At 54.3% G+C, this 24826-nt stretch carries 28 protein-coding genes; 16 read left to right on the top strand and 12 right to left on the bottom strand.

What is annotated here, in order from left to right; genetic code table 11:
* The first annotated feature begins 15 nt into the window (after positions 1-15).
* From fdhD to ACFQO0_RS06680, 3 genes are all read left to right on the top strand, one after another.
* Entirely contained in the window at positions 16-846 is an 831-nt protein-coding gene (gene fdhD / locus ACFQO0_RS06690) for a formate dehydrogenase accessory sulfurtransferase FdhD (protein WP_382233240.1), read from the top strand.
* A gap of 11 nt (positions 847-857) precedes the next feature.
* Positions 858-1082 carry a formate dehydrogenase subunit delta gene (locus ACFQO0_RS06685; RefSeq protein WP_382233239.1) on the top strand — a complete coding sequence of 75 codons (225 nt, stop codon included), beginning with the start codon at positions 858-860 and terminating at the stop codon, positions 1080-1082.
* A 111-nt stretch (positions 1083-1193) separates the two neighbouring features.
* The gene (locus ACFQO0_RS06680) at positions 1194-2006 is read left to right on the top strand and encodes an ABC transporter substrate-binding protein (protein ID WP_382233238.1); all 813 of its coding nucleotides are present in this window, start codon (positions 1194-1196) and stop codon (positions 2004-2006) included.
* A gap of 180 nt (positions 2007-2186) precedes the next feature.
* Here the strand turns inward: ACFQO0_RS06680 and ACFQO0_RS06675 are convergent, their stop codons facing one another.
* Positions 2187-2699 carry an MgtC/SapB family protein gene (locus ACFQO0_RS06675; RefSeq protein ID WP_382233237.1) on the bottom strand — a complete coding sequence of 171 codons (513 nt, stop codon included), beginning with the start codon at positions 2697-2699 and terminating at the stop codon, positions 2187-2189.
* A gap of 163 nt (positions 2700-2862) precedes the next feature.
* A complete protein-coding gene (locus ACFQO0_RS06670) occupies positions 2863-3168 on the bottom strand; it encodes a hypothetical protein (protein WP_382233236.1) in 306 nt (101 codons plus the stop codon).
* Positions 3169-3512: 344 nt separating this feature from the next.
* Between ACFQO0_RS06670 and ACFQO0_RS06665 the strand changes: the two genes are divergently transcribed.
* From ACFQO0_RS06665 to ACFQO0_RS06655, 3 genes are all read left to right on the top strand, one after another.
* Positions 3513-4514 (top strand): LLM class flavin-dependent oxidoreductase, encoded by a 1002-nt coding sequence (locus ACFQO0_RS06665; RefSeq protein WP_382233235.1) that lies wholly within the window; start codon positions 3513-3515, stop codon positions 4512-4514.
* Between the two features lie 75 nt (positions 4515-4589).
* On the top strand, positions 4590-5453 hold the full coding sequence (locus ACFQO0_RS06660) for an acyl-CoA thioesterase (protein ID WP_382233234.1): 864 nt from the start codon (positions 4590-4592) through the stop codon (positions 5451-5453).
* Positions 5450-6154 (top strand): phosphatase PAP2 family protein, encoded by a 705-nt coding sequence (locus ACFQO0_RS06655; protein ID WP_382233233.1) that lies wholly within the window; start codon positions 5450-5452, stop codon positions 6152-6154. The genes ACFQO0_RS06660 and ACFQO0_RS06655 overlap by 4 nt, the downstream gene beginning before the upstream one ends.
* A 58-nt stretch (positions 6155-6212) precedes the next feature.
* Here the strand turns inward: ACFQO0_RS06655 and ACFQO0_RS06650 are convergent, their stop codons facing one another.
* Complete coding sequence (locus ACFQO0_RS06650; RefSeq protein WP_382233232.1) at positions 6213-6578, bottom strand: hypothetical protein; 366 nt, start codon at positions 6576-6578, stop codon at positions 6213-6215.
* A gap of 107 nt (positions 6579-6685) precedes the next feature.
* Positions 6686-7045, bottom strand: a complete 360-nt coding sequence (locus ACFQO0_RS06645) for a DUF1428 domain-containing protein (protein WP_382233231.1) — start codon at positions 7043-7045, stop codon at positions 6686-6688.
* Between the two features lie 199 nt (positions 7046-7244).
* On the opposite strand from ACFQO0_RS06645, the gene ACFQO0_RS06640 reads away from it, so the two are divergent.
* Positions 7245-7502 (top strand): DUF2061 domain-containing protein, encoded by a 258-nt coding sequence (locus tag ACFQO0_RS06640; RefSeq protein ID WP_382233230.1) that lies wholly within the window; start codon positions 7245-7247, stop codon positions 7500-7502.
* 50 nt (positions 7503-7552) lie between these two features.
* On the opposite strand, the gene ACFQO0_RS06635 is transcribed toward ACFQO0_RS06640, so the two are convergent.
* Positions 7553-7732 (bottom strand): hypothetical protein, encoded by a 180-nt coding sequence (locus ACFQO0_RS06635; protein ID WP_382233229.1) that lies wholly within the window; start codon positions 7730-7732, stop codon positions 7553-7555.
* On the opposite strand from ACFQO0_RS06635, the gene ACFQO0_RS06630 reads away from it, so the two are divergent.
* On the top strand, positions 7731-8711 hold the full coding sequence (locus ACFQO0_RS06630; RefSeq protein ID WP_382233228.1) for a D-2-hydroxyacid dehydrogenase family protein: 981 nt from the start codon (positions 7731-7733) through the stop codon (positions 8709-8711). The genes ACFQO0_RS06635 and ACFQO0_RS06630 overlap by 2 nt on opposite strands.
* Positions 8712-8715: 4 nt before the next feature.
* The gene (locus tag ACFQO0_RS06625; protein ID WP_382233227.1) at positions 8716-9309 is read left to right on the top strand and encodes an MOSC domain-containing protein; all 594 of its coding nucleotides are present in this window, start codon (positions 8716-8718) and stop codon (positions 9307-9309) included.
* Positions 9310-9348: 39 nt separating this feature from the next.
* On the opposite strand, the gene ACFQO0_RS06620 is transcribed toward ACFQO0_RS06625, so the two are convergent.
* Positions 9349-10122, bottom strand: coding sequence for an L-asparaginase (locus ACFQO0_RS06620; protein WP_382233226.1), 774 nt, complete (start codon positions 10120-10122; stop codon positions 9349-9351).
* Positions 10123-10540: 418 nt separating this feature from the next.
* Here ACFQO0_RS06620 and ACFQO0_RS06615 point away from each other — a divergent pair, with 418 nt between their 5' ends.
* The 4 genes from ACFQO0_RS06615 to ACFQO0_RS06600 all read left to right on the top strand — a co-directional run bounded on the left by ACFQO0_RS06615 (position 10541) and on the right by ACFQO0_RS06600 (position 14781).
* Complete coding sequence (locus ACFQO0_RS06615) at positions 10541-13099, top strand: chemotaxis protein CheW (protein ID WP_382233225.1); 2559 nt, start codon at positions 10541-10543, stop codon at positions 13097-13099.
* A 162-nt stretch (positions 13100-13261) separates the two neighbouring features.
* The gene (locus tag ACFQO0_RS06610; protein ID WP_382233224.1) at positions 13262-13747 is read left to right on the top strand and encodes an asparaginase domain-containing protein; all 486 of its coding nucleotides are present in this window, start codon (positions 13262-13264) and stop codon (positions 13745-13747) included.
* A 439-nt stretch (positions 13748-14186) separates the two neighbouring features.
* The gene (locus tag ACFQO0_RS06605; protein WP_382233223.1) at positions 14187-14414 is read left to right on the top strand and encodes a Lar family restriction alleviation protein; all 228 of its coding nucleotides are present in this window, start codon (positions 14187-14189) and stop codon (positions 14412-14414) included.
* Between the two features lie 232 nt (positions 14415-14646).
* A complete protein-coding gene (locus ACFQO0_RS06600; protein ID WP_382233222.1) occupies positions 14647-14781 on the top strand; it encodes a hypothetical protein in 135 nt (44 codons plus the stop codon).
* Between the two features lie 247 nt (positions 14782-15028).
* Here the strand turns inward: ACFQO0_RS06600 and ACFQO0_RS06595 are convergent, their stop codons facing one another.
* The 6 genes from ACFQO0_RS06595 to rpmH form a co-directional block, all read right to left on the bottom strand.
* On the bottom strand, positions 15029-17257 hold the full coding sequence (locus ACFQO0_RS06595) for an NADP-dependent isocitrate dehydrogenase (protein WP_382233221.1): 2229 nt from the start codon (positions 17255-17257) through the stop codon (positions 15029-15031).
* Between the two features lie 136 nt (positions 17258-17393).
* Positions 17394-18794, bottom strand: a complete 1401-nt coding sequence (mnmE, locus tag ACFQO0_RS06590) for a tRNA uridine-5-carboxymethylaminomethyl(34) synthesis GTPase MnmE (RefSeq protein ID WP_382233220.1) — start codon at positions 18792-18794, stop codon at positions 17394-17396.
* 103 nt (positions 18795-18897) lie between these two features.
* On the bottom strand, positions 18898-20616 hold the full coding sequence (gene yidC, locus ACFQO0_RS06585) for a membrane protein insertase YidC (RefSeq protein ID WP_382233219.1): 1719 nt from the start codon (positions 20614-20616) through the stop codon (positions 18898-18900).
* Positions 20617-20634: 18 nt separating this feature from the next.
* Positions 20635-20901, bottom strand: coding sequence for a membrane protein insertion efficiency factor YidD (gene yidD, locus ACFQO0_RS06580; RefSeq protein WP_382233218.1), 267 nt, complete (start codon positions 20899-20901; stop codon positions 20635-20637).
* Positions 20898-21308, bottom strand: a complete 411-nt coding sequence (gene rnpA, locus ACFQO0_RS06575; RefSeq protein ID WP_382233217.1) for a ribonuclease P protein component — start codon at positions 21306-21308, stop codon at positions 20898-20900. The genes yidD and rnpA overlap by 4 nt, the downstream gene beginning before the upstream one ends.
* A 9-nt stretch (positions 21309-21317) precedes the next feature.
* Positions 21318-21452, bottom strand: a complete 135-nt coding sequence (rpmH, locus tag ACFQO0_RS06570; protein WP_011872825.1) for a 50S ribosomal protein L34 — start codon at positions 21450-21452, stop codon at positions 21318-21320.
* Between the two features lie 342 nt (positions 21453-21794).
* Here rpmH and dnaA point away from each other — a divergent pair, with 342 nt between their 5' ends.
* From dnaA to dnaN, 3 genes are all read left to right on the top strand, one after another.
* Entirely contained in the window at positions 21795-23177 is a 1383-nt protein-coding gene (dnaA, locus tag ACFQO0_RS06565; protein WP_382233216.1) for a chromosomal replication initiator protein DnaA, read from the top strand.
* A 90-nt stretch (positions 23178-23267) separates the two neighbouring features.
* Positions 23268-23492, top strand: coding sequence for a hypothetical protein (locus tag ACFQO0_RS06560; RefSeq protein WP_382233215.1), 225 nt, complete (start codon positions 23268-23270; stop codon positions 23490-23492).
* A gap of 128 nt (positions 23493-23620) precedes the next feature.
* The gene (gene dnaN / locus ACFQO0_RS06555) at positions 23621-24727 is read left to right on the top strand and encodes a DNA polymerase III subunit beta (protein ID WP_382233214.1); all 1107 of its coding nucleotides are present in this window, start codon (positions 23621-23623) and stop codon (positions 24725-24727) included.
* Positions 24728-24826: the final 99 nt, after the last annotated feature.

Here is a 24826-nt window from a genome sequence, read left to right as displayed (position 1 = left end):
AGAGCAGGCACGTAGATGAACGCCATCGCCGACGAAGAGCGCACCGCGCTGGTCCGGGTCTCAGTAGAAAAATGGGACGCGGATAGTCGTGAGCTCTGCGAAGATGATGTCGCGGAAGAAGTACCGATCGCGCTGGAATACAACGGCATCTCGCATGCGGTGATGCTTGCTTCGCCTTACGATCTGGAAGACTTCGCGCTCGGCTTTTCGCTCAGCGAAGGAATCCTGAAAGATCGTTCGGAATTGTACGAGTGTGAAATCGTACCCGGCGCACAAGGTATACAGGTACAGATGCAAATCGCAACGGAACGATTCGTTACGTTGAAAGACAAGCGTCGCAACCTGACCGGTCGTACCGGCTGCGGATTGTGCGGTGCCGAAACATTGGCACAGGCAGTTCGCCGTCCGGGCGCTGTTACAGGTAGTACCGCGTTTTCCGCAACGCAGATTTATGCCGGCATGAAGGCGATGCAAGGCAAGCAGCGTCTGCAACGTTATACCGGTGCGACACATGCAGCGGCATGGATGAATGCGGATGGCTCGGTTGATCTGGTGCGTGAAGATATCGGCCGTCACAATGCACTGGATAAATTGATCGGTGCAATGTCAGATGAGAAGCGTGATTTTACGGCCGGTGCTGCGTTGATTACCAGCCGCGCCAGTTATGAAATGGTGCAGAAGTCGGCAACGATGGGCATAGGTTTTCTCGCGGCTATTTCAGCGCCTACCAGTCTCGCGATTCAATTGGCCGAAGAGTCGAACGTCACGCTAGTCGGGTTTGTACGCAGCAACAGTCATGTCGTATACGCTCAATCGCATCGATTGATGCGGGATAAAACAAAGTAAAAGGAAGAAGTATGAGCCACAGTAGCGCAGATCGTTTAGTCACCATGGCAAACCAGATAGGTGATTTCTTTGAAACCATGACCGATAGAGATCAATCGCTGAAAGACATCAGCGGTCACTTGAAGCGTTCGTGGGCGCCGCCTATGCGTCGCAAATTGCTCGAACACATCGAGCACGGCGGCGCAGGCTTGAAAGACATCGTGTTGCAGGCCGTGCAGACTAACAAGATCATTTAAGTAAATTTATTAAGTTTCAAGCGTGGGGTTGAAGCAATAGTTCAACCGCATTAACATGGCTGCGCACCGTCAAGGTTAGCAGCCATTTTTAGTAGCTCTTCAGGAGGAATCATGTCACGTCGTTCACTTTTGCGTTTCGCTTCGGTCGCTTTGGCCGCCGCACTGGTTACACCATTCGGTTTTGCCCAGCAGATCATCAAGTTGTCGACCACGACCAGCACCGAAAGCTCGGGCTTGCTGCCATACATCCTGCCTGACTTCGAGGCGAAGACCAATTCCAAGGTACACGTGATCTCGGTTGGTACCGGCAAGGCGCTGGAACTCGCAAAGAATGGCGACGTCGATGTCACCTTGGTGCACGCCCGTACGCTGGAAGACAAATTTGTTGCAGAAGGTCATGGCGTTGATCGTCGCGACGTGATGTACAACGATTTCATCATTGTTGGTCCAACCAGCGATCCGGCCCGCATCAAGGGCAGCACAGACGTGCTGGCAGCAATGAAGAAAATTGTTGATAGCAAAGCCAAATTCATTTCACGCGGTGACAATTCCGGCACCGACGTCATGGAGAAAAAATACTGGAAAGAAGTAGGTTCGCAACCTGAAGGTAGTGCTTATGTGTCAGCCGGGCTGGGCATGGGCGAAGTCTTGACGATGGCCGCCGAGTTGCAGGCATATACCCTGAGTGATCGCGCCACCTACGGTGCGTACCGCGCTAAAACCGGTTTGGTGGTTGCAGTGCAAGGCGACAAGAAAATGTTCAATCCATACGGCGTGATTGCAACCAATCCTGCCAAGTATCCAGGCATCAACTACAAGGGTGCGAAGCAATTGATCGATTACCTGACATCACCCGAAGGTCAAAAGAAAATTGCGTCTTACAAAATCGAAGGTGAACAACTGTTCTTCCCTTCAGCGAAATAAGTTTTCCAAGCGAGGCTACAAGAACTTTGTAGCGGCTTAAGTATGGTCGGATTCAGACGCTGCAAACAGCGTGAGTAAAGTTAAAAAGCCTGATCATGAATTTGTCATGATCAGGCTTTTCTTATTTATCCGACTGCGAGATTGGTCACGTCAGTTGAACAAGCTTACGCGTCTGCAAACTCAGCTTGCCTTCTCGATCCGGCTGGACGCTTTATTGTCCTTGGATGACATTGCTTTACGCAACACCGCCAAAATAAACAGCGCAAACAAGGTACTCAAAATTGCCGTCGATTCGCGGCCCATGCCAGCTGCCACGCCTATTGCTGCCGTGAGCCAGATGCTGGCAGCGGTGGTCAAACCCTTGATCTCTTGTTCCTGACTGAGCTTGATGATGGCGCCGGCACCGAGGAAGCCCACACCTGTGATGACACCTTGCAGCACACGGCTAAGATCTGCCGGTGTGATGCCGGCTTCCAAAGGTACCAAGACAAAAAGCGCGGCACCGAGTGCGACCAGCATGTGCGTGCGGAAGCCCGCCGAGTTGCCGTGGCTTTCGCGTTCATAGCCGAGCAGGCCACCGAGTACGACTGCGACCAGCAAGCGTATGCAGACGCGCGTGACTTGTGAAGGATCGCTGATATCAGAGAATTCTTCGCGCACTGTTTGTGCGACTTCTATCCACCATGGATTCATCGTGTTGTTCCTGTCATTTTTATTGATATTTTTTCGATGCTTTTCTTGACGCGATCTTGATGTCGGATCTGTCACAGTCTTGTGAGCTTGATCCTGGATAAAAGTTTTTCAGGCAAAAATAAACCCGCGCTATTGCTAGGCGGGTTGGATGAAGGATCGAACATCACTTCTTTTTTTCGACTGGCTCTGGGGTCGAGTGATTGTTGGCCTGACCGGACAGTGGCATGTCTGTCGACTCTTGCTGCTTGGTCAATTCTTTCGCATCGGTTTGTGCCGGGCCGCTGGCATTTCCGCTGCTGGATGTGCTGCCAGGCGTAGCAGGCAATGTGGCATCCGATGGTGGCAGCGCGCTTTGCGGTGCCGCGACCGAGCCCTCCATGGTAGGCGCTGGCGGGGCTTCTGCCTTTTTACAACCGGTCAGCAGTATCGCGAGAAAAGCGGAAACAAGTAGGGAACGGGTAAAAAGCATAAGACCTCCTGTGGTGGGTTGGCCAAGTCATTGTAGTGAGCGCAGCGCCGGATAGTAAGGCTTATTTTGCGAAATGGACAAGAAAGACAAGGAAGATTCTGCTTTGCAAAAATTACACGGAAGATGCCCGCGCAATTTGCAAAATATCCGGGGAATAGCGCGCCTCTCGGATGGACATCTGCGCCCACCGTATCTGAAAAATTAAAGGCGATAAGGAAGTTGTAACAAAGGCGGTGGCCGACCTCAATGTTCGATTCACGCTATCCTGTCGTTTCTCGTTCTCGCCCGCGCGCATCGCCGCCGGGTCGGGATTGCAACCGTGCATCGTTTACAGATTGTCGTTCATGAAATCCCTGAAAAATACACCGCTATCCGTTTTAGATTTATCGCCGATTCTGGTCGGCGGTACGCCGGCCGACGCGTTTCATCGTTCACTGGATCTGGCGCAACGCGCAGAAAAACTTGGCTACAACCGCTACTGGCTGGCTGAGCATCACAGCATGCCCGGCATTGCGAGCGCCGCGACCTCGGTGGTGATTGGCTATGTGGCTGGTGGCACGTCGACCATCCGCGTCGGTTCCGGCGGCATTATGTTGCCGAATCATGCGCCGCTGGTGATCGCCGAACAATTCGGCACGCTTGCTTCGCTATACCCCGGTCGTATCGATCTCGGCTTGGGCCGGGCACCGGGATCGAATCAGGCGACTGCACGTGCGTTGCGGCGTGAGATCAGCGACGATGGCAGCGAGTTTCCGCGTCAGTTGAATGAGTTGCGCGCCTTCCTCCAGCCGAGCGGTGGCGACGCGCCGGTGCAGGCTATTCCCGGCGAAGGTCTGGATATTCCAATCTGGTTATTGGGGTCGAGCAGCTACAGCGCACAACTCGCCGGCCACCTGGGCTTGCCGTTTGCATTTGCCGGACAATTTTCACCCGACTACATGCTGACGGCACTCGACTTGTATCGGCAAACCTTTCGCCCGTCGGCAAGCCTGGATGCGCCGTATGCGATGGTAGGCGTCAACATTTTTGCGGCGGATAGCGATGCAGAGGCGCAACGTCTGGCGACGTCGCAACAGCAAATGCATCTGGGCTTGGTGCGCGGCAAGCCGGGTAAATTGCCGCCACCTGTAGAGAATATGGATGACGCATGGTTGCCGCACGAGCGGGTCTCGGTCGAATCGATGTTGCGCGCGTCCCTCATTGGTAATGCAGCGACAGTAAAAGAAAAACTCCAGGCATTCCTGGATGCCACGCAAGCCGATGAAATCATCATCAACACAATGGTGTTCGATCATGCTGCACGTGCACGCTCATATGAAATCGTGGCCGATGTATGGCAGTCATAAACGCAGCGTCACGCAGCGCATTCCCTTGCCGGTACATGTGCAGTTATTTATTAATACAGCCCGGGCATTTTGATCATGCTGGATAAAGCGCTCTACAACACGGAAGAAATTGTCCGTTTGCTGAAGCCGGAGCAGACCGGTCCGGATCAATTCCTGGGACAAAGCCATTTCATGGGCAGTCCGAATATTTTCGGTGGCCAGACGCTGGGGCAATCTTTGTACGCCGCCGGCCTCACGGTATCGGATCGACGGCCGCATTCTATGCATGCGATGTTCCTGCTGCCCGGCAACCATCAATTGCCAGTTGAGTATGAAGTCGAGCGCGTACGCGATGGCGGCACCTTCAGTACACGTCGCGTGGTTGGTACCCAGGAAGGGCGGCGTATCTTTGTGATGTCTGCCTCGTTCCAGGTCAATGAAGAAGGGCTGTCGCATCAAAAGCCGGCACCGCCCATGAGCGATCCGGACGCGCTGCCATCCAGCCTCAAGATATGGCAGGAGCGCGGAATTGCTACCGGCCGGGAATTCCAGCCTGTGCCTGTGGATTTTCGTACCAATCGCGATGACACGCTTTTCGGTGGCCAGGTTGCCTCGGCCACGCGCAATGTATGGGTGCGCGCCCCGCTGCCGCTGGATGACGATCCGCTGATGCACGATGCACTATTCGCCTATGTATCTGATTACGGCTTCCTGTGGACTGCGCTGCAACCGCACGGCATACGCATGGATGATCCGCGGCTGCAGATTGCCAGCCTCGATCATTCGATCTGGTTTCACAGGCCCTTGCGCATGGATCAATGGTTGCTGTTCGCGATGGAAAGTCCGAGCGCATCCGGCGGCCGCGGACTGTGCTTTGCGCATATCTACAATCGCGATGGTTTGCTGATGGCAAGTGCGACGCAAGAAGGCTTGATACGTTTGCGGGAAAGTAAAAAGTGAAGAGTGCGTATCACCGTTTTGCATGGATCAATTTGATCGGATTGCTGTTGTCGGGTTTGCTGTTTACATGGTTGTCACGTGACGGTACGGTAGATTTTTGGGCGGCACATCTGTTTTTCGATACCGCTACCCAGCAATTTCCTTTGCGGATTGCGCACGCTCTGGATTTCTGGGGGCACACTGTCCTCAAGGCCATTACGGTGTGGGCATGGGCGCTGTGCATCGTGCTGGCGATTGCGAGCAATTGGCTTGCGTTGCTGCGCCCATGGCGGCGCGCGCTGACGGTGTTTGTCGTGATGGCCGGTTGTGCCGCCTTCATCGTGCAGACGCTGAAAGGTGCTAGTGGGCATTCCTGTCCGTGGGATATCAATACCTTTGGCGGTCAGGGAATCTGGTTTCCGTTATTTGAATCCGTGGATAAGGTAATCGGCCCCGGCCGTTGCTGGCCAGGCGGCCATGCATCAGGCGGTTTCGCAATTATTGCAGGTTACTTCGCGTTGAGAGAGAGTAGGTACCAACTTGCACGCTGGGTGCTGGCGATCGGCATGACCTTGGGCGTGGTCATGAGCCTGGTGCAAATGGCGCGTGGCGCACATTTTTTGTCGCACAATCTGTGGAGTTTATGGCTGGTGTGGGCGACGTGTTTTGTGATCGATCTTGTGTTGCATCTGTTTCAAAACAGGAAAAATCCGGCCGGTTAAGCACCAGCGTTCAGTGCCAATCCGAAATGCAGACTGTATATGCAAAAATCCAGCCTTCTCAAGACTGGATTTTTTCTGCGATCGCCTTGGCCGCCGCTTCTTCCTCATCCTGCCGCAAATGGCGACGATCCAGCCACCACGCCAAGACCGGCAATACCAGAAATCCACCTGGTGCAACAAACAGCACCATGTAGGGACTCAGTTCTACCAGCTTGTGCAAATGCACCTTGATACGCTTGCGGTCAAGTTCGGTCCAGCGATAACCGTTGCGCTGTTTCATTAGCAAGGGCAGCAAGCCGCGCATCTGCGTCATCTCGTTCCACAGACGCACACGTTCGCGATTCTGCAGCGCCCAGACGCTGTATGCAGATTTCTGTACTACGCGAAAAGGCAGAATAACGACAGTGATAATTCGGTGAGGCACAAGAGATCCGGGAAGGAGAAACGAGCCCCGATTTTACGCGAAGCTGCCGATGCCAATCAGAAAACCTGCGTATCTGTCGATGGCTGTTTCCCGCCGGTCGAAATGCCTTACTTCAAGTCGATCACCATTTCAAAACCGCCGAAGATCATGCGCTTGGCATCAAAAGGCATCTTGTCCGGCGACATGTCAGCGACACGCGGATCTTTCATTACTTTGTCGTTGACTTCATCGCGGTGTTCGCGTGAGCGATAAACGATCCACGCAAAGATAACCGTTTCGTCATCCTTCAAATCCACGCTTTGCGGAAATGACGTGAGCTTGCCTGGCTTGACGTCGTCCGCTACACACTCCCGATATTCAAGCGCACCGTATTCCTTCCAGATCAAACCAAACTTGTGAGCGAATTCTTTGTACTGATCAATATTGTTGTTCGGTACAGGGACAACGAAACCGTCTACGTAAGCCATGGAGTTCTCCTTGAGTGGTCATGCAGTTTCATTCGACTTCGGGAGAATGGGACAGTTCGGCGACAGAGGTGAGAAGATTGATTTGATCATAGTCGCGCGCTATTACTTCTTTCAACTTAATCAAATTGCCTGATTTAATGAGAATGATTATTCTTTGATCCAAGGCCTCAGGCATCGGCTATCAAGAAAGGAATTCATCATGGTCACCGCAGCAAAAACCACCAGTCAAATCGGCATGCACATGGGTGTTGCGTTCGGCATCATGTATATCTTCACCGGTTCGCTTGCGCTGGGTGGCGTGGCTGCCGTGCTTGAACCCATCGTCAATGTGACGCTGCTGCCCTTGCATGACAAACTGTGGGAGCGCATACGGGCAAAAGTCGATGCACGTAAAGCGCAGGCGGCAACTGTGGCAGAAGACAATCCTGCGGTGTCGAAACAGATGCAGGCGACGTAAACACATCTGCGCGCAGAACATCGCATCTGCCCCTGGTTGAATCGACACAGTCATGAAAAAGCCGCTGATTCTTCCGCGGCTTTTTCATGTCTGCGCTTGGCACAGATCAAGGTCGCAATGGGCGCTGGCCAAAGTCCGCGCGCTTTTGCTTCAGCTATCGGATAATACGCAACCATTGCCTTGCGTCGTGCAGACGTAATCCCTCTTAATGCCTTGCGGAGTTTGTTCATGAAAATCGCGATTCTTGATGACTATCAGGATTGTGTACGCCAGCTCGATTGCTTCTCCATGTTGGTTGATCATGAGGTCAAGATATTCACCAATAGCGCACGTGGCGTGGGTCAACTGGCGATACGCCTGGCTTCCTTTGATGCGCTGGTATTGATACGCGAACGCACCGCGTTGTCGCGCCCCCTTCTGGAAAAATTACCCAAGCTCAAACTGATTGCGCAAACCGGCAAGGTCAGCGGCCACATCGATCTGGCTGCGGCTGCGGCCCGCAATATCGTGATCACCGAAGGCGTCGGCGATCCGACCGCACCGGCAGAATTGACCTGGGCCCTGATCATGGCGGCCACGCGCAAGCTGCCGCAATACATCAACAACCTCAAAGACGGTCTGTGGCAAATCGCGTCTACCGCGCCGGCGCGCAACACGCTGGGCACAGTATTGAAAGGCCGCACGCTGGGTATTTTCGGCTACGGTCGTATCGGTCGCATGGTGGCAGCGTATGGCAAGGCATTCGGCATGCGGGTTTTGGTATGGGGCCGCGAGGCCAGTCGCGCAGCGGCGGTGAAAGATGGCTATCAGGCAGCGGCATCCAAGGAAGAATTTTTCAGTACGGCCGATGTGATATCCCTGCATCTGCGCTTGAACGATGCCACGCGCGGCATCGTGACCGCCGATGATCTGGCGCAGATGAAGTCGTCAGCATTATTCGTCAACACCAGTCGCGCCGAACTGGTAGCGGCAGACGCATTGCAGACGGCACTGGAGCAAGGTCATCCCGGCTTTGCCGCACTGGATGTGTACGAGAATGAGCCACTGTCACCTGCATCGCCATTGCTGAGAATGGAAAACGTATTGGCGTCGCCGCATCTTGGTTATGTGGAAAAGGATAGCTACGAAATTTATTTCGCTAGCGCATTCCAGAACATCCTCGATTACGCCAATGGCACGCCCAAGAACGTCGTGCCAGCAGCGTCGTGAATCGATGAAAATTATCAGTATCAACGTTGCGACTGTAGGCAATTTGTTTGTGACGGAAGCAGGTGAAGCGCCGCGCCGCGTGCCGACCGCATTCGACAAGAAGCCAGTCGCGGCAGCAGTGCGCGTAACCCGGCTGGGCCTGACTGGCGATGAGCAAGCGGATCTCGCCGCGAATGGCGGCATCAACAAGGCGGTGTATGCATATCCATCCGAACACTATGCGTTCTGGTCGGCGCAACGTCTGGCCGCGTTGAAGCGCGATATGCCTTTGTCACCCGGTGCAATGGGCGAGAATCTGACGATCAGTGGTTTGCTGGAAGACGCCGTGTGGGTCGGTGATCAACTGCAGATAGGCGACGCACTATTCGAGGTGACAGAACCGCGTGTGCCCTGCTTCAAGTTCAATGTGCGTATGGGTTTCAGTCACGCGAGCAAGGCGATGATGCAGAGCGGCGCGACTGGATTTTTCTTGCGCGTATTGAAAACAGGCATGATCAGCGCCGGTGATGCGATTTCCCTGCGCGCCGGGCCGCGCCTACAAACGATACGGCAACTGCACGAGCAGCGTTGCAACGGTACGCAATTCGACCTGTTTTAACTTTGGATGTTGCGGGCGGTTTGTGTGTTGGTGCGCGTATTAGCGCACCGTATCCGAGCGATCGTCTGCAGGATTTTTTTGCGGTCTTGGCAAGAGCGTCGCCGTCGTGCTGGCCAGATGAGCGCTGCCCCACAACTTGGCCCAGCCCGGCGGCCACGGCAAAGGCGGTCCCGCATATTCCGGCACACCGCGTCGTACCGGTATCACCGGCAATGCATCGGGGATGCGGCCATCCTGTTTATCCCAGCCCAGCGAAAAGGTGTAATCCGGCAGCAAGGCTTCACACACCAGATCGAACCACGCCGCGTGATCTTCATCGCGTCCCAGTGCTTGCGCCATGCCGGTCGGGTCGAACTGCGCCAGCGTGCTGGCTAATTCCTCAGCCGTTTCTCCCGGAGTATCACCCCAGCCCATCACAGGATTGCAGTTGTACTCGGCACCTGAGCCGTACCAGCCTTCGCGCCACGGTCGTTCCATCCAGTTGCGCGGGCCGGTGAACAAGTGCCAGCGCCAGTGCAGGCCGGATGGTTTGGGCCAGCTGTAGAAGTACAAACGTTGATAACCGGCTTGATGCAGCTTGCGCACCATTGCCATCAGCCGCGCATGCGGCATGGGATCGGGTGGCGTGCGGCGGAACAGGATGGCTTCGCCGTCGGCGTGCTGCACTTCGTCGGTGGATAAATTCAAATCGAGCGTGCGCATCTCGTTGCCGAAACGCGCAGAGATCCAGCCCGTCATCAAATTGACGGCCGTGATCACGCCATAACCACGATGGCGATGAAAAATCACGGTTCCCGGAGCGATAGGTTTCATAGCGAAAACAATACGTTTATAAAGGTTGCGAGCCGGCGATAGTGTAACGGCATTTGTGCTGCACAGTCAGCGGGCGGTTTTTTCTGACACGCCACGAAATGACGCAGAAATGTTACATAGAAAAGTAACAATTGCCGTTGCCATGTCGCTAGCCGGCCCCTCCTTGCCTGCATGCGCTATTTCAGCTGCCGCCGGGGCGAACCCAAATGTTCAATGTGCCGACAGCGCGCCTGAGTATACCGCGTGCAAGCAGGCAGTCGCATCGTGCCACCGCTGCAATGACGGTTATAAAAGCACAAGAGAAGTTCCGCTGGTCTGTAATTTGCTTATTTCCCATGCGCATTACTTTTGTGAGCAAGTGGCGCCAGTGTGTCGCTGTGGAGTGGCACCGAAAAAATCACAGACCAGGGAGCTTCACATGGACCATCATTCTGCACTGCAAATCGATACCTTTTTACCCTATATGCGCGATGTCAGCCGCTGCGAAGAGTCGTTGCGCGAGTTGAACCTGATGTGGCGCATGATCGAAGCCTCCGCCAAGATGAACTGCCCGCTGGAAGCCAAGGCGATCTTGCCGACCATGGCCGCGACGCGCGCCGGTTTCAATCGCCTGGAGCAGGAACTCGTGAGCAGCCTGGTACGTGAAAAAGTCTCCAATGTGCTGGAAGAGATAGGGACCAAGGCGCAGTATGTGATCGATATCGTGGTGCGCAATCTGTACGAACGTACCGCCGATGTCGGCTTCCTTGCCACCGATCGCGAGCTTTGCACCTTTGTCGCGGGTTTGCACGACGATCGGGACATGATCCGTGCGCGCCTGCGCGCCTATCGCAACAAGTACACCGTCTATGACGAAATCATTTTGCTGGATGATGCCGGCAATGTGCTGGTACAGATCGATGAAGCCACGCCGCTGGAAGGCAGTGCGGATCCGCTGCTCAGGCAAACCCTCGCTTCTGAAACTTATGTGGAAACCTTCCGTAAAACCGATCTGCGTCCCGGAAAGGACGAGGCGCTGATTTATTCGCGCCGCATGCATCATCCGGAAACCGGTGCCGTGGTTGGCGTGCTGTGCCTGTGCTTTCATTTTGAAGAAGAAATGGCGAGCATCTTCCGCTCGCACCGCGATCCTGCCGAACGGTCCAACATGCTGCTGCTTGATGGCGGCAATCGTGTGATTGCCAGCGCTGATCCGCGCTGGATTCCGGTCGGCGCGATCGTGCCGGTCAATTGCGATGCCGACCCGCGTCTGGTGGTCTATGGCGGCCGCGAATATCTGGCGCGCACTTTTCCAGCCGATGGCTATCAAGGTTATATGGGGCCGCCGGGCTGGCAAGGACAAGTGATGATTCCGGTCGAGCTGGGCTTTACCGGCATGGCGACCAATGCCTTGACGTCGCTGGATAAAAATGTCGCCGATGGTTTGCTTTCGCACGCCGAATCGTTTTGTCCGCCGTTGTTTGAAATCATGAGCGCTGCAGAAACCATACGTCGCGTGGTCTGGAATGGCCAGGTCATGACTGCCGGACAAAACGGCGAACTGCTGAAACTCAAAACCATACTCGAGCAAATCAGCGAAACCGGCGCGCGCAGCAATGAACTGTTTTCGCAATCGATCCGCGATTTGTATGAAACGGTATTGTCGTCCAGCCTGCGCGATTCAGAATTCGTCTCGCATCTGATGGTCGATCTGCTGGATCGCAATCTGTACGAGCGTTCCGACGATTGTCGCTGGTGGGCCCTGACACCGGAGCTGCAAGTAGCGCTGGCGGCACCGGTCAAATCAGCAGAAACTGTTGCGCGCCTGACCGAAATTCTCGACTACATCAATTCGCTGTACACGGTGTACACGCGCATCTTCGTCTACGACGCGAGCGGCACCATCATCTCCAGCAGCGACTTCAAGCAAGACGGGTTGACTGTGATCGGTACCCTGATCGATGACGCCACCTTCGAACGTGTGTGCAGCTTGTCCAGCGATCAGCACTATTACGTCACGCCGTTTGAAAATTCTGCGCTCTATGGCGACCGCCCAACCTATGTGTATCACGCGGCGATACGTCACCCTGAACATCCATCACAAGTGGTCGGCGGCATCGGCATCGTGTTCGATTCGGAGCCGGAGTTCTCTGCCATGCTGCAAGGTGCATTGGGTGAAAAGGAAGACGTCAGCGCCCTCTTCGTCGATCGCAGCGGTCGCATCATTTCCAGCACCGACGAGACGCGCCCTGTCGGCAGCCTGCTCGACATCGATCCAGAATTGCTGAAGATGGAAAACGGCGGCAGTGCCTCGCGCATCGTGATCCATGACGGACACTATGCAATTCTCGGTTGCACGATGTCGCACGGCTATCGCGAGTTCAAGACTTCCGACGGCTATCGCGAAGATGTGCTGGCCGTGGTCTACAACAGTTTTGGCGAAGAGCGGCAACAGGTCAATACCGGCAATAGCGCTGCGACCGCACTGGAGATCGATCCAACCGCACCGGCCGGTCGAGAATTTGCCACCTTCTTCATCGACGGCTCGCTGTTCGCTCTGGCGGCTGAGTATGCGCAGGAAGCCTTGCCGGCTTCGGCGATCTCGCCGATGTCCATGGGCAATCGCGCAGAGCGGGTCGGTATCCTCGCCTTGCGGCAGGATAACGAAGCCAAGCATTTTGTCTGGGTCTTCGATCTTGGCCATCTGATGCGCGGCATCAAGTCGGAGATAGACAGCAGCAGCCAAGTCATCATCGTCAAGCGCGGCAACCAAAGCATAGGTTTGCTGGTCAGCGAGTTGCATGGCGTGCCTGAATTCCAGCCATCGCAAATCACACCGACGCCGCTGGCAGCGCCGAGTACCGGCATGCTGGTGACGGAAGTCATCAAGGCCAATCGCGGCAATCTATTGATTCAGTCGATCAATGTCGACCACTTGTTCGCCGTGCTCAATAACGAGGAAATTCCGATCGATCCAGAGATGAAGATCGCCGCCTGATAGCAAATCCGATTGAGCGGTACAGGCGGCAGTCAACCGCTTCCCTACAAGTCTGCGCGTACTTATCACTTGATAAGTACGCGCCGCTTTTCATTGCGACCTTGCTCGCGTTATGATGCGCTATCCAACTGTGGACCATCCTTCGTTTCCTTGTGATCCAAAATGACATTGCGCATTATTGCTACCGGCGGCACCTTCGATAAACATTACGACGAAATCGAAGGTCGGCTCGGTTTCGGCCCAGGCCACCTGCCGCAGGTGATCAAGCGGGCACGTATCACGGTGCCGATTCAGCTCGAACAATTACCCTTTCTCGATTCGCTAGACATGCACGATGCCGATAGGCAGCGCATCGCGGCGTCCTGCCTGCGCGCGGACGAAGCCAGCATCGTGGTTGTACATGGCACTGATACGATGCGTGAAACAGCCGAGGTACTGGGTGCCGCGCAATTGCCGAAGACCATCGTCCTGACCGGCGCGATGATCCCTTATGAAATAGAAAATTCGGATGCGTTGTTCAACTTCGGCTTTGCATGCGGCATTGCACAGACACTGCCACACGGCGTCTATATCGCCATGAACGCACAAATCTTCACGTGGAATAACGTCAAGAAGAACCGTCTCGCAGGCGTGTTCCAGACGCGCTGAGCACAACATCTGGATGCAAACACGTTGAATCAAATACTGATTCACACAGCGCATACTGTCAGTGCGCTCTTTACGCCCGCACAAAAAAATGCCCGCAACCTTGCGGCAAGCGGGCAAAAAATCCAATACATGGAGAAGGACAAACCCATCGTAACAAGTGATTGTTACCGCGTGGTGACAGCGCGGGCGTCCACAAAATCGTCAACCATGATTCTCTTGCCGATGCGATAGATCATTTCAAATACAGAAAATTTGTAAGGGTAAAAAACCTTGCATCGAATTTTGTACTAGAATTTAAAACAGGTGGCCAGCAGATGTAAGCTACTTGTCAGGAATAATAGCCAATATCAATCAGGAGGATTCAGCTGAACTCTTAAGTATCCAGAGCATCAAACGAGATCGAATAGAGAGACATATCGCAATCACTTAGGAGGAAAAAATGGATGCAGAATTAAAACCTTGCCCAATTTGCAATAGCAAAGCTGAGTTGAAAGAAGCCCATTACCTTGAATCCGAATTGCCTTACAGCTACGTGCACTGTACGAACGAGGCATGCACCCTGAATCACAACGCGGCACATTTCAGCTCCAGCAAATCCGAAGCCAAAAATGACGAGGATGCGATTGCAGCCTGGAACAAACGGCAGCAAATTCCCGCTCATCACTAACGAACATTTGACTTGCAGATAGAAAAACAGCCCGAAATATTCGGGCTGTTTAAGTTTTGAGGAAACCAATCTCAGACTTGGGTGCTGAGTCTTATCTAAATGAGCGGTGAAGCTTAATCAGTATCTACACCAGTTACACCAGTGGGATCGCACCAGCGTGCTTCACAGGTTTTAGTTTGCTTATCGCGAAGTTGCAACTATCACCGGCGACTCACTCGACGGGCTTTCCGCCATGACCATGCTGGCGCAGAAAAAACTCAGCGCTGCTGCGGCGGAGATCAAACCAAGGGTAGGTAATTTACGCATATTCAACTCTTCCAATATTGCTTTTATTCGTTATGGGCGACGCGTGGCCGTACAAGGATAATAGGCAAAGCGGCGCGAGACTTCTATCAGCGCCCTCCTCATCTTGCTGTAGGAAAAGATGAGTGTGTTGCAATCTGGTGTGAGAGCAATATTGCGTAAATCTTTGCGCCCCGGATCGCGCTACATAACAAGAAGTAACCAGAAGTAATGAAAAAGCCCCGCTACACGGTCACGTGCGACGGGGCTTTTTTTATTCAGCTCTGCATGGTGCAAACCCTAGGCAGAAGCCCGGGTTTGCGACGCTGGACTCAGGCGATGGTATCCAGTACCTGATTCAGCGTCTTGCTGGGACGCATGGCCTGGCTGGTCTTGGTCGCATCGGGATGGTAGTAGCCGCCGATATCGACCGGCTTGCCTTGCGCCGCTTTCAATTCAGCCACGATAGCCGCTTCATTGGCGCTTAATGCTTTGGCCGGCGCGGCGAAGTGTGCCTGCAGTGTCGCGTCTTCACTTTGTTCCGCCAGCGCTTGCGCCCAGTAGAGTGCGAGGTAGTAGTGGCTGCCGCGATTATCCAGGCCGCCGACTTTGCGTGCAGGCGACTTGTCGTTGTCGAGGAATTTGCCGGTTGCCTGATCCAGCGCCTTGGCCAGTACCAATGCCTTGGCATTGCGGTTAATCTGGCCCAGATGTTCCAGCGATGCGGCCAGTGCCATGAATTCACCGAGCGAATCCCAGCGCAGGAAATCTTCTTCGACAAACTGCTGCACGTGTTTAGGGGCAGAACCGCCGGCACCCGTTTCAAACAAACCGCCACCTGCCATCAAGGGCACGATGGAAAGCATCTTGGCGCTGGTACCCAGTTCCAGAATCGGGAACAGATCCGTCAGATAGTCGCGCAACACATTGCCGGATACCGAAATCGTATCCTTGCCGGCGCGTATGCGTTTCAGCGTAAAGCGTGTCGCATCGACCGGCGACAGGATGCGCAGATCGAGTCCGGCAGTGTCGTGGTCTTCCAGATAAACATTTACCTTGGCAATGATTTGCGCATCGTGCGCGCGTTGCGCGTCCAGCCAGAACACGGCCGGTGTGCCGCTTGCGCGGGCGCGATTGACGGCGAGTTTGACCCAATCCTGCACCGGCGCATCCTTGGTTTGGCACATGCGGAACAGATCGCCGGCTTCGACTTGCTGTTCGATCAGGACCTTGCCGCTGGTATCGGTGACGTGCACCACGCCGTCGGCGGCGATCTGGAAAGTCTTGTCATGCGAACCGTATTCTTCGGCCGCTTGTGCCATCAGACCGACATTAGGCACGCTGCCCATCGTGACCGGATCGAACGGGCCGTGCTGTTTGCAATCGTCGATCACGACTTGATAAATATCCGCGTAGCAGCGATCCGGGATCACGGCTTTCGTATCTTGCAATTCGCCGGCGGCATTCCACATCTTGCCGGAGTCGCGAATCATCGCCGGCATGGACGCATCCACGATCACATCGCTAGGCACGTGCAGATTGGTGATGCCCTTGTCAGAGTTCACCATCGCGAGCGGCGCGCTGCGTGCATACAAGGCCTGGATATCTGTTTCTATCGCGGCTTGCGTATCGGCAGGCAAGGTCTTGATGCGTGCATATAAATCACCGATGCCGTTGTTCGGGTCGAAGCCGACCTCTTTCAATGCATCGGCATATTTGCTCAATACCTCTTCGTAATACACCGCGACAACCTGGCCGAAGATGATGGGGTCGGACACCTTCATCATCGTGGCTTTCAGGTGGACCGAGAACAATACATTGTTTGCCTTCGCATCGGCGATTTGCGCTGCAAGGAAGGTGCGCAATGCATTGCGGCTCAGTACCGATGCATCGAGAATCTCGCCGACTTGTACCGCCGTCTTTTCCTTCAACACGGTCTTGCTGCCATCGGTCGCCGTCAGTTCTATCTTCACTGCGCCGGCTGCCGTTATCAACACCGATTTCTCGCTGCCGTAAAAATCACCGCTATCCATGTGCGCGACATGCGATTTGGAATCGGCAGACCAGGCGCCCATTTTGTGCGGATGCTTGCGGGCATAATTTTTGACCGACAGCGGTGCGCGGCGATCGGAGTTACCTTCACGCAGAACCGGATTGACGGCACTGCCCTTGATCTTGTCGTAGCGGGCGCGGGCATCGCGCTCGGCATCGGTTTTTGCATCATCCGGATAGTCAGGCACCTTGTAGCCTTGCTCCTGCAATTCCTTGATGGCGGCCTTCAATTGCGGAATCGACGCGCTGATGTTCGGCAGCTTGATGATGTTGGCTTCCGGCGTGGTGGCGAGTTCGCCGAGTTCAGCCAGGGCCGGCGCAATTTTTTGTTTCTCGTCCAGAAAATCAGGGAAGGCCGCAAGAATGCGGCCCGCCAGCGAAATGTCGCGGGTTTCTACAGCAATACCGGATGAGCGAGTGAACGCTTCTACGATAGGCAGCAGCGAGTAGGTCGCCAGCGCAGGTGCTTCGTCAGTGAGGGTGTAGATGATTTTCGAGTTTTTGGACATGGTCTAGAGTTACGTGGCGGTGTGAGGGAAATTCAATGCGGCGACCGACAAGTTTACTATCGATCGCCACATTGAGCTTTTACTGCGGGAAAGGCAGGCGATTCGACTGCCGTTGTCGGTCACTGTAATCGCGAATTTATTTGCCAATGCAAAAGCGGCTGAAGATCACGCCGAGCAAATCATCCGAAGTAAATTCGCCGGTGATGCTGCTCAAACGATCTTGCGCCAGTCGCAATTCTTCGGCGAATAAATCGAGTGCGGGATCGGTTGCGTCGCTTTCGTGTGCAGCATGTTGCGCGGCCATTTCCAGATGATCCTGTGCCGACTTCAGTGCGATCAGATGGCGTTCGCGTGCCATATACAGGGATTCGCCGGTTTGCTGCCAGCCGACCATGCGCAACAATTCGCTGCGTAACAAATCCATACCCAGCATGTCGGTTGCCGACAGATAGATATGCGTAGCATCCGGCATCCGATCAATCGCTGGACGGTGGCCGGACAGATCGATCTTGTTCCATACGCGTACGACAGGAATGTTGGGCGGGAAGCGCTCGGTGATTTCTTCATCGCTGCGCGTCGGACCACGATTGGCATCCAGCATGTGCACGATCACATCGGCCGTCTGTACCGCCGCCCAGGTGCGTTCTATGCCGATGCGCTCCACCTCATCACCGGCGTCGGCTGCGTCGCGTATGCCGGCCGTATCGATGACGTTCACCGGTATGCCTTCAATCTGTATTGTCTCGGTCACCTTGTCGCGCGTGGTGCCGGCGATCGGCGTCACGATCGCGATGTCGCTGCCGGCCAAAGCATTCAGCAACGACGATTTGCCGACGTTGGGCTGGCCCGCCAACACGATATTCAAGCCGTCGCGCAACAAGGCACCTTGCGATGCCTGATTGAAGACTTGTTGCAAGGCAGCGCGTATACCGTCGAGCTGGCCGCGTGCATCGGATTTTTCCAGGAAGTCGATTTCTTCTTCCGGGAAATCCAGCGTCGCCTCGACCAGCATGCGCAGGTTGATGGTCTTGTCGACCAGTTGCTGAATTGTTTTGGAGAATGCGCCTGACAGCGATTGCGAGGCCGATTTGGCGGCCGCTTCGGTGGACGCTTCGATCAGGTCAATTACACCTTCGGCCTGGGCCAGATCCAGTTTGTCGTTCAGGAATGCGCGATGCGTAAATTCCCCCGGCCCTGCCATGCGCAAGCCGATGTCGGCACCCGCTTCCAGGCAGCGCGTCAGCAGCATTTGCAATACGACCGGGCCGCCGTGACCTTGCAGCTCCAGCACGTCTTCACCGGTATAGGAATGCGGTGCCTTGAAGTAAATCGCCAGGCCCTGATCAATGACGCTGCCATCGCTGTTGAGAAAGTCCAGATACGTGGCATGGCGCGCCTGCAGGGCCGAGCCCTTGTCGGCGCCGCACACCGCGCTCATCACACTGGAAAGATTTTTGCCGGAGACGCGTACGACGCCGATGCCGCCGCGACCGGGAGCGGTGGCGATGGCTGCGATAGGGGAAGAGTCAAATGTCATGTGTAATTTATAAACGGTTTAAATGGTGAGCGCAACAAAAAGCCCGTGGAATTGCACGGGCTTTTTTGGGAGGTAACAACACTTCGTTACCTAGGCAAAGAACTTAGCTCGCCGCTTTGCTACCGCCCATCAGCTTCTCGTTGATGAACCATTGCTGAGCGATCGACAGGATGTTGTTGACTACCCAGTACAGCACCAGACCGGCCGGGAAGAAGAAGAACATGATCGAGAACACGATCGGCATCCACATCATGACCTTAGCTTGAATCGGATCAGGAGGCGTCGGATTCAGTTTGGTTTGAATGAACATCGATACCGCCATCAGGATAGGCAGAATACCGACCGTCAGGTGGAAACCGAAGATGTTGTACGCGCCGAGCAGGATATCCGGCGATGCCAGATCGTGTACCCACAACCATGACGCATTGCGGATTTCTACGCTGGCCAGCAATACCCAGTACAGCGAAATGAAGACCGGGATTTGCACGATCATCGGGAAGCAGCCGCCGATAGGATTGATCTTCTCCTTCTTGTACAGCTCCATCATCGCCGCATTCATTTTTTGCGGTTCGCCTTTGAAGCGGGTACGGATGTCGGTCATCTTCGGTGTGACCAGTTTCATCTTCGCCATGCTGCGATAGCCGGCTGCCGACAATGGGAAGAACGCGAGCTTGATCACGATCGTCAGAACGATAATGGTCCAGCCCCAGTTGCCGAGGATTTGGTGAATCTGAATCATCAACCAAAAAATCGGTTTGGCGATAATCGTCAACCAGCCATAGTCCTTGACCAGTTCAAAGCCGGGAGCAACAGCTTCCAGACGTTTGGATTCTTGCGGTCCGGAATACAGCGTAGCGTCTATCGACGCCGTTGCGCCAGGTGCGACCGTGCCAATAGGCATGATGGTGCCGACTGCATACAGATTGGTAGCAAGCTTCTTGGTGAAGTATTCACGCGGTGTTTTGTCGGCCGGCACGAAGGCCGAAACAAAGTAATGCTGTACCAGCGCGATCCAGCCGCTGTCGCCCTTCAATGCGTGTTCGTCCTTGCCTTTTTCGATCGACTCGAACGTCACTTTCTGGAATTTTTCGGTATCGGTGTAGATCGCCGGGCCAGTGAAGGTCGCCGCCATGAACATCGAGCCGCCACCGACTGCGGTGCCGTCGTGTACCAGTTGCATGTACAGCGATGGGTTGATCGGTGCGCCGGTATTGTTGACGACATCATGCTTGATATCGACTTTGTATTCGCCACGTTTGAAGGTGTAGGTCTTGATCAGTTTGACGCCTTGTTGCTCGGATTGCAGCACCAGTTGCACTTGGTCGGCGTTGTCCAGCGTGCGCGCGCCTGGCACAGCAGTAAAGGTCGATTTGTGATTTGGATATGCGCCGCCGATCAAGCCGGTTTGGCCGAGATAAGTGTGTTGACCATTGACATCAAACAGCACCACGTTCTTGCTTGCGTCACTGCTTTCGTGATGCTTCAGCAATTCCAGGCGACGGACTTCGCCGCCGGCGGTATCGATATCAACCTTCATCAGATCGGTCGTGATCGTGATCACTTCGCTCTTGGATGGCGCAGCGCCACCGCTTGGCACGCCGCTGCTGTTTGCGCCGTTCGCTACTGGAGTCGCCGCCGCAGTAGGAACATCGGCAGTCTTGGCTTTATTGTCGCCGCTAGCTGCAGGTGCCGCTGCTGGTTGGGTGGTCGTGGTGTTGTCGAAGAAGATCGATGGCTTGCCGGTATAACGATTGTAGTTATCCCACAGCATCAACAACGAAAACGAGAAAATAACCCACAGGACGGTACGTTTGATATCCATAAGTGTCTTAATCAGTAATCAGGAATGGCCGCAACCGCAAGCGGTTGTAGAAGAAGTTTTTTCGGATGACGATTTTTTGGGTACCGGATCAACACCGCCGGGATGCCACGGATGGCATTTGCACAGACGTTTTGTCGCCAGAAAACTACCCTTCAATGCGCCATGCTCGCCGATTGCTTCAAAGGCATAAGCGGAGCAGCTAGGGTAAAAGCGGCAATTCTGCCCGAGGAAGGGGCTGATGCCCAACTGGTAAGCACGCACCAGTAACAAGAGGATTGTCTTCATTTTTGCCCTTCCGGCAAAGTCGGCGTCACATTCTGAGGCCGGTTTTGTGAAGCAAACAGTCGTGTCAATTCTTCCCGCAATGCGACTTTGAGGCCAGCCGTGGTGGCAGGTCCTTTTTTCGTATTGACAGGCTGCGACAGGCGAACGATGCAATCGATGGACGGCAAGGCCGTTTGTCGGAACAGTTCACGCGTCACGCGTTTGATCGTATTGCGCGTCACGGCGCGGGGCGCGAGGCGTTTCGCGGCGACCACACCCAGGCGGGCATGTGGCAGATCGGTTGCACGGGTGTAAAGGACAAAATGCGCGGTACGATACACGGGTCGCAAACGAAAAACGGATGAAAATTCATCCGTTTTAACGATCCGCCGATCGCGTGCAAAGTCGAGCGAGCGATCGCCGGTCACGCCATTCGCTTAAGCAGCGAGGCGTTTGCGGCCTTTGGCGCGACGTGCATTAAGCACAGCGCGGCCACCGCGGGTTGCCATACGGACACGAAAGCCATGAGTGCGCTTGCGGCGTACGACGGAAGGTTGGTAAGTACGTTTCATTGTGGTCTCGCTAATCGGCAAATAATAAATCGGAAGTCACGCGCCCATCGCCAAGTCTCTGGCAGCTGGTGCATGCTGAGCCGTACGGCGACAACACAAATACCAACACCCTGGGTAGTGAACCCTGAATTAGACAGCATTTTCCGCTTCCCTGTCAATCACTTAGCGTCATTGCGCCGTCTAGTTGCCGGATTGTTACTTGATGAAATAAGCACCCAGCCTGTGGATAACTCTGGCCGCTCGGGTTAGAATAGGCCAACGCGTGGCATGCCAACAGGCATACAAACAGGCCACCCAAGGGCAGTAAAGCAGTATCCCCGTATCAATTCAAGTAGACGATTCATGGAAAATTTCTGGCAGACCTGCTCCGCCCAGTTGGAGCAGGAGTTGACGCCTCAACAATATAGTGCGTGGATCAAACCGCTCGCCCCCCTCGATTTCGAGGATGGCAGGTTGCGGATTGCCGCACCGAATCGTTTCAAGCTGGATTGGGTAAAAACCCAGTTCGCTAGCCGCATCACCACCCTCGCTGCGCAGTTTTGGGAAGAGCCGATCGACGTCCAGTTCGTCCTTGATCCGCGTTTGAATGGGACCAGGAAGCCGGGCGCACAAGCCAGTGTTGCGCCAAGTCAATCCGACAACGTGCCCTCCAATGTGCTGGAACCGATCCCGTCCAATGCCACCGATCACACGCCGCGGCGCGATCAAAGCCGTATTAATACAGCGCTGACATTTGACAGTTTCGTCACCGGTAAAGCCAACCAGCTGGCGCGCGCCGCTGCGATCCAGGTCGCCAATAATCCCGGCAGTTCATACAACCCGCTGTTCTTATATGGCGGCGTCGGCCTCGGTAAAACCCATTTGATCCACGCCATCGGCAACCAGATCCTGGCCGAGAACCCGGATACCAAAATACGCTACATCCACGCAGAACAGTACGTTAGAGACGTAGTGACTGCTTACCAGCGCAAGGGTTTTGACGACTTCAAGCGCTACTATCATTCACTCGATCTGTTGCTGATTGACGACATCCAGTTCTTTGGCGGCAAGAGCCGCACGCAGGAAGAATTCTTCTATGCGTTTGAGGCGTTGATTGCAGCCAAGAAACAAATCATCATCACCAGCGACACCTATCCGAAAGAGATTTCGGGCATGGATGACCGCCTGATTTCACGTTTCGACTCGGGTTTGACGGTCGCCGTCGAGCCGCCGGAGCTGGAAATGCGCGTTGCCATTTTGCTCAAAAAAGCCGTGCAGGAAGGCGTGACCTTCTCCGATGACGTGGCGTTTTTTGTTGCCAAACATTTACGTTCCAACGTTCGTGAGCTGGAAGGTGCCTTGCGCAAAATCCTCGCTTACTCGCGTTTTCATGGCAAAGACATCACGATTGAGGTTGTCAAAGACGCACTGAAAGATCTGCTGTCAGTACAAAATCGCCAGATCTCGGTCGAGAATATTCAAAAGACGGTGGCTGACTTTTTCAATATCAAGGTCGCCGATATGTACTCCAAGAAGCGCCCGGCCAACATTGCGCGGCCACGCCAGATTGCGATGTACCTTGCCAAAGAATTAACGCAAAAGAGCTTGCCGGAAATCGGCGAACTGTTCGGCGGGCGTGACCACACGACCGTCTTGCACGCGGTCCGCAAGATCGCCGCCGACCGCGGCAAGAGCCCGGAATGCAATCACGAATTGCATGTACTGGAACAAACCTTGAAGGGTTGATGGCGCAAAACTTGCTGCCTATCAGCCTGTGGATAACTTTGTGGATATCCTCGGTATAAGTTGTGAATAGCAGGTGAATAAGTAAGAAGAGTGAAAGAAGCCGCACAAAATAGCGCTGAAGCGGCCTTTAAGCGGGTGTTTCTGTCAAAATACGGTTTGTTATTTATCAGCGCCGCATCAGTAAAAAGAGCCTCATTTTCACACTGCCCATTACGGGTGAAGCATCGAAGAAAACGTCGCAAAAAGAAAGCTGCTCACCCGTTGATAAAACCAGCGCGTGGTTATGAAATTTTGTATATGAACGCTTATATATAAAAGCTTATAAATACTGCGCACGTAATAACAAGCAAGTTGCAGCAAGCCTGCTTCGCGTAGGACAAGCGTAGGCAAGCGCTTTGTAAGAATGAGTACCGCACCGTTTAACCATCGATAAGGATCTAACTATGCAATTGGTCAAAACCCAACGTGACGCGCTGCTACGTCCGCTGCAGATTGTGAGTGGTATTGTCGAGCGTCGGCACACATTGCCGATTCTGGCCAATATCCTCATACGCAAGGATGGCGAGCGTGTTTCATTCCTGTCGACTGATATCGAAGTGCAGATCACCACGCACGCACAAGTCGGCAGCGGCAACGACATCGCATCCACGACTGTCGCCGCACGCAAGTTGCTCGACATTTTGCGCGCACTGCCGGATTCCGGCGACGTCTCATTGACACTCGCCAACAAGCGCATGACCGTGCAATCGGGCAAGTCGCGTTTCGCTTTGCAAACACTGGCTGCGGAAGAATTCCCTACCGTTGCACAAGCCGAGCAATACAACGCCAAAGTCACGCTGCCGCAAAAAACCTTGAAGCACCTTTTCAACATGGTGCACTTCTCGATGGCGCAGCAAGACATTCGTTATTACCTGAACGGTTTGTTGCTCGTGGTTGATGGCAAGAACGTCATCGCCGTCGCTACCGATGGTCACCGTCTTGCATTCTGCCAAGTCGCTACCGAGCAAGAGTTCGCGCGTCAAGAAGTCATCATCCCGCGCAAAACCATTATCGAATTGCAGCGCCTGCTGGAAGATACCGATCAGCCTGTCGATCTCGAGATCGCCAACAACCAGGTCAAGCTGACCTTCGGCGATATCGAACTGATCTCCAAACTGGTCGAAGGCAAGTTCCCGGATTACACCCGCGTCGTGCCTAAGGGTTACAAGAACAACTTCACGATAGGCCGCGATGCCTTGCTGCGTTCGCTGCAACGCGCTGCGATCATGACGTCCGACAAGTTCAAGGGTGTGCGTTGCATCATGAGCCCGGGCAGCATGAAGATCAGCTCGACCAATGCCGACCAGGAAGAAGCAGTCGAAGAAATCGAAATCGATTACGGCGGCGATAGCGTCGATATCGGCTTTAACGTGACCTACCTGCTCGATGTATTGAACAACCTCAAGGGCGACAGCATCAACATCGCTCTGGGCGACGCCAATTCATCCGCATTGATCACCGTGCCGGACAACCCAGACTTCAAATACGTCGTCATGCCGATGCGCATTTGATTCTACAAAAGCAACTCAAACTGTAACTGAGCCGGCAGCTTCAGGACTAGTTGAAAAACTAGTTGTGAAGCCAGCCAAAAAGTCTAGCCAAAACAGCCG

The organism is Herminiimonas aquatilis (assembly GCF_042665175.1).
In the GTDB taxonomy this organism is placed as follows: Bacteria; Pseudomonadota; Gammaproteobacteria; order Burkholderiales; family Burkholderiaceae_D; genus Oxalicibacterium; species Oxalicibacterium aquatilis.
The sequence above is the reverse complement of the archived record's forward strand: the minus strand, read 5'-3'. Positions and strand labels throughout refer to the sequence as shown.

Excerpts from the sequence above, each read along its gene's own strand:
- mnmE (WP_382233220.1), bottom strand. The coding sequence starts at position 18,794 with ATGACATTTGACTCTTCCCCTATCGCAGCCATCGCCACCGCTCCCGGT.
- dnaN (WP_382233214.1), top strand. The coding sequence starts at position 23,621 with ATGCAATTGGTCAAAACCCAACGTGACGCGCTGCTACGTCCGCTGCAG.
- ACFQO0_RS06620 (WP_382233226.1), bottom strand. The coding sequence starts at position 10,122 with ATGAAACCTATCGCTCCGGGAACCGTGATTTTTCATCGCCATCGTGGT.
- fdhD (WP_382233240.1), top strand. The coding sequence starts at position 16 with ATGAACGCCATCGCCGACGAAGAGCGCACCGCGCTGGTCCGGGTCTCA.
- ACFQO0_RS06670 (WP_382233236.1), bottom strand. The coding sequence starts at position 3,168 with ATGCTTTTTACCCGTTCCCTACTTGTTTCCGCTTTTCTCGCGATACTG.
- ACFQO0_RS06635 (WP_382233229.1), bottom strand. The coding sequence starts at position 7,732 with ATGAACAAACTCCGCAAGGCATTAAGAGGGATTACGTCTGCACGACGC.
- ACFQO0_RS06610 (WP_382233224.1), top strand. The coding sequence starts at position 13,262 with ATGACATTGCGCATTATTGCTACCGGCGGCACCTTCGATAAACATTAC.
- ACFQO0_RS06645 (WP_382233231.1), bottom strand. The coding sequence starts at position 7,045 with ATGGCTTACGTAGACGGTTTCGTTGTCCCTGTACCGAACAACAATATT.
- yidC (WP_382233219.1), bottom strand. The coding sequence starts at position 20,616 with ATGGATATCAAACGTACCGTCCTGTGGGTTATTTTCTCGTTTTCGTTG.
- yidD (WP_382233218.1), bottom strand. The coding sequence starts at position 20,901 with ATGAAGACAATCCTCTTGTTACTGGTGCGTGCTTACCAGTTGGGCATC.
- ACFQO0_RS06665 (WP_382233235.1), top strand. The coding sequence starts at position 3,513 with ATGAAATCCCTGAAAAATACACCGCTATCCGTTTTAGATTTATCGCCG.
- rpmH (WP_011872825.1), bottom strand. The coding sequence starts at position 21,452 with ATGAAACGTACTTACCAACCTTCCGTCGTACGCCGCAAGCGCACTCAT.
- ACFQO0_RS06675 (WP_382233237.1), bottom strand. The coding sequence starts at position 2,699 with ATGAATCCATGGTGGATAGAAGTCGCACAAACAGTGCGCGAAGAATTC.
- ACFQO0_RS06600 (WP_382233222.1), top strand. The coding sequence starts at position 14,647 with ATGACCATGCTGGCGCAGAAAAAACTCAGCGCTGCTGCGGCGGAGATC.
- dnaA (WP_382233216.1), top strand. The coding sequence starts at position 21,795 with ATGGAAAATTTCTGGCAGACCTGCTCCGCCCAGTTGGAGCAGGAGTTG.
- ACFQO0_RS06625 (WP_382233227.1), top strand. The coding sequence starts at position 8,716 with ATGAAAATTATCAGTATCAACGTTGCGACTGTAGGCAATTTGTTTGTG.
- ACFQO0_RS06630 (WP_382233228.1), top strand. The coding sequence starts at position 7,731 with ATGAAAATCGCGATTCTTGATGACTATCAGGATTGTGTACGCCAGCTC.
- ACFQO0_RS06615 (WP_382233225.1), top strand. The coding sequence starts at position 10,541 with ATGGACCATCATTCTGCACTGCAAATCGATACCTTTTTACCCTATATG.
- ACFQO0_RS06685 (WP_382233239.1), top strand. The coding sequence starts at position 858 with ATGAGCCACAGTAGCGCAGATCGTTTAGTCACCATGGCAAACCAGATA.
- ACFQO0_RS06640 (WP_382233230.1), top strand. The coding sequence starts at position 7,245 with ATGGTCACCGCAGCAAAAACCACCAGTCAAATCGGCATGCACATGGGT.
- ACFQO0_RS06680 (WP_382233238.1), top strand. The coding sequence starts at position 1,194 with ATGTCACGTCGTTCACTTTTGCGTTTCGCTTCGGTCGCTTTGGCCGCC.
- ACFQO0_RS06605 (WP_382233223.1), top strand. The coding sequence starts at position 14,187 with ATGGATGCAGAATTAAAACCTTGCCCAATTTGCAATAGCAAAGCTGAG.
- ACFQO0_RS06595 (WP_382233221.1), bottom strand. The coding sequence starts at position 17,257 with ATGTCCAAAAACTCGAAAATCATCTACACCCTCACTGACGAAGCACCT.
- ACFQO0_RS06660 (WP_382233234.1), top strand. The coding sequence starts at position 4,590 with ATGCTGGATAAAGCGCTCTACAACACGGAAGAAATTGTCCGTTTGCTG.